This is a genomic window from Oscillibacter sp. CU971 (assembly GCF_905219725.1).
Taxonomy (GTDB): Bacteria; Bacillota; Clostridia; order Oscillospirales; family Oscillospiraceae; genus Oscillibacter.
This window is the reverse complement of record NZ_CAJMXG010000454.1, coordinates 1-1,551: the sequence shown is the minus strand read 5'-3', so window position 1 is coordinate 1,551 and position 1,551 is coordinate 1. Positions and strand designations below refer to the sequence as shown.

Annotated in this window: 3 protein-coding genes and 2 tRNA genes; 3 read left to right on the top strand and 2 right to left on the bottom strand. The window is 52.9% G+C overall.

Features of this window, described 5'->3' with window-relative positions:
• Nucleotides 1–57 precede the first annotated feature (57 nt).
• Entirely contained in the window at nt 58–228 is a 171-nt protein-coding gene (locus JX325_RS16500; RefSeq protein WP_204792120.1) for a hypothetical protein, read from the top strand.
• Between the two features lie 133 nt (nt 229–361).
• On the opposite strand, the gene JX325_RS16495 is transcribed toward JX325_RS16500, so the two are convergent.
• Together JX325_RS16495 and JX325_RS16490 are read right to left on the bottom strand one after the other, a co-directional pair.
• Nucleotides 362–437 (bottom strand) — tRNA-Met (locus tag JX325_RS16495).
• A gap of 14 nt (nt 438–451) precedes the next feature.
• A tRNA-Leu gene (locus JX325_RS16490) sits at nt 452–538 on the bottom strand.
• Nucleotides 539–790: 252 nt separating this feature from the next.
• Here JX325_RS16490 and JX325_RS16485 point away from each other — a divergent pair.
• Both JX325_RS16485 and JX325_RS16480 read left to right on the top strand, forming a co-directional pair.
• Nucleotides 791–937 carry a hypothetical protein gene (locus tag JX325_RS16485; protein WP_204792119.1) on the top strand — a complete coding sequence of 49 codons (147 nt, stop codon included), beginning with the start codon at nt 791–793 and terminating at the stop codon, nt 935–937.
• Nucleotides 938–1,138: 201 nt separating this feature from the next.
• Nucleotides 1,139–1,360: a hypothetical protein gene (locus JX325_RS16480; RefSeq protein WP_204792118.1), complete on the top strand. Its 222-nt coding sequence runs from the start codon at nt 1,139–1,141 to the stop codon at nt 1,358–1,360.
• Nucleotides 1,361–1,551 lie beyond the last annotated feature (191 nt).

Sequence of the window (1,551 nt, the reverse complement as noted above, 5' to 3'; positions counted from 1 at the left end):
TATAGGTTTTACAAGGTGCTTTTGTTTCCTTGTAAAACCTATATACAGAATTAATCAGTGTTTCCTAAGGTTTATGAACTTGCGGCGCGGCTGGAGCGGGTACGGCTGGACATCATCAACCGGCCCCCGGCGGACGCTCTGAGCCTGAGCCTGGAGGCATTCTACAGGGAGCACACGGAGGCTGACCTGATGGAACTGGCGGCAGCGCTGGAAAGCGACCCGGTATGAGGACTGTTGAATGTGAGGCGGGGAAACTCCGCATCATGGAATAACGACCAGGCAACGACCAAAACCGCCATGATTGAAGCAAAACAAAACCCTGTATCCATTGCAGTAGAATGGATACAGGGTTTTGTTGTTGTGGTTGCGGAGACAGGACTTGAACCTGCGACCTCCGGGTTATGAGCCCGACGAGCTACCAACTGCTCTACTCCGCGATATTCTATTTTTGTGGTGCCGGTGACCGGACTCGAACCGGTACAGTATCGCTACCGGGAGATTTTAAGTCTCCTGTGTCTACCAATTCCACCACACCGGCAACTTGTCGGCAATGCATAGGATACCATAGGAACGTCTGGTTTGTCAAGCAGTAATTTCAAAAAAAGTAAAAATTTTTTCGGCAGGACCCGGCAGGGCCTGCGCGGGGGCGGCTGGAACCGTTTGGATCTTGGCGTCGGGTCTTCCAAAAACTGCTGGAGAAGTGCTGGAGAAAACCGCTTCCAACTGGGAATACTGATTTTCAGCAAATTCCATGTTTTATTAAATATAGTTCAATAAGGAGGTAGCTGACATGGAACGCCGCCCGGAAGACAAGCCGATGCAAAAAGCCAAGGAGCTGTCCCAATTTACTTCCGCAAAGACCGACCCCATGGGGAGCTGGACCGGCCGGCCCCTGGACCCCTATGAGGTCCCCGTTCAGGATGCGGACGACCTCTAACAGGAAAGAACGTGAAGGGGAGAGGGGCGTCCGCCAAAAGGATATTGACTTTTTTCACAAATTATTCGATATCCAATTGTGCGATTCTGATAAATTCCGGCGTTGACATTCCTTCCCTGCCCTGCTAGAATGTGCCTAATCCCGAGGAGGGATGGAACTTCATTCCGTTCGACACCGCGCTTTGACAAGGAGGAATTTATCATGACCAGAAATATTGATATAAAAAGCGACGAGCAGATTAACCGCATCCACCGCCTGGCCTGCGAAACCCCCTATGAGGTTTGGCTGAGCACCGACACCGTGATGCTGGACGCCCGGTCCCTGCTGGGCCTTTACGCCCTGGTGGGCCAGCAGGCCAAGGTGGTCACCGAGGACGGCCTGGACCCTAAGATGGTGGACCGCCTGGTGGAGAAGATGGCCTGACCCGCTGCGCGCAAAAAGAAAGGAAGACCGGCCTTGCCGCTCCCTTGGGGAGGGCGGGCCGGTCTTTTTTAGGAAACGCTGATTTAATCCCCCGAAATGATAGAATGGATAGAAGGTGAAGAAGGGAAAGCAGTGGCATTTTGGTATGAAGTGCCACACCGGCGTGGATGCCGGGAGCGGCTTTGTCCACA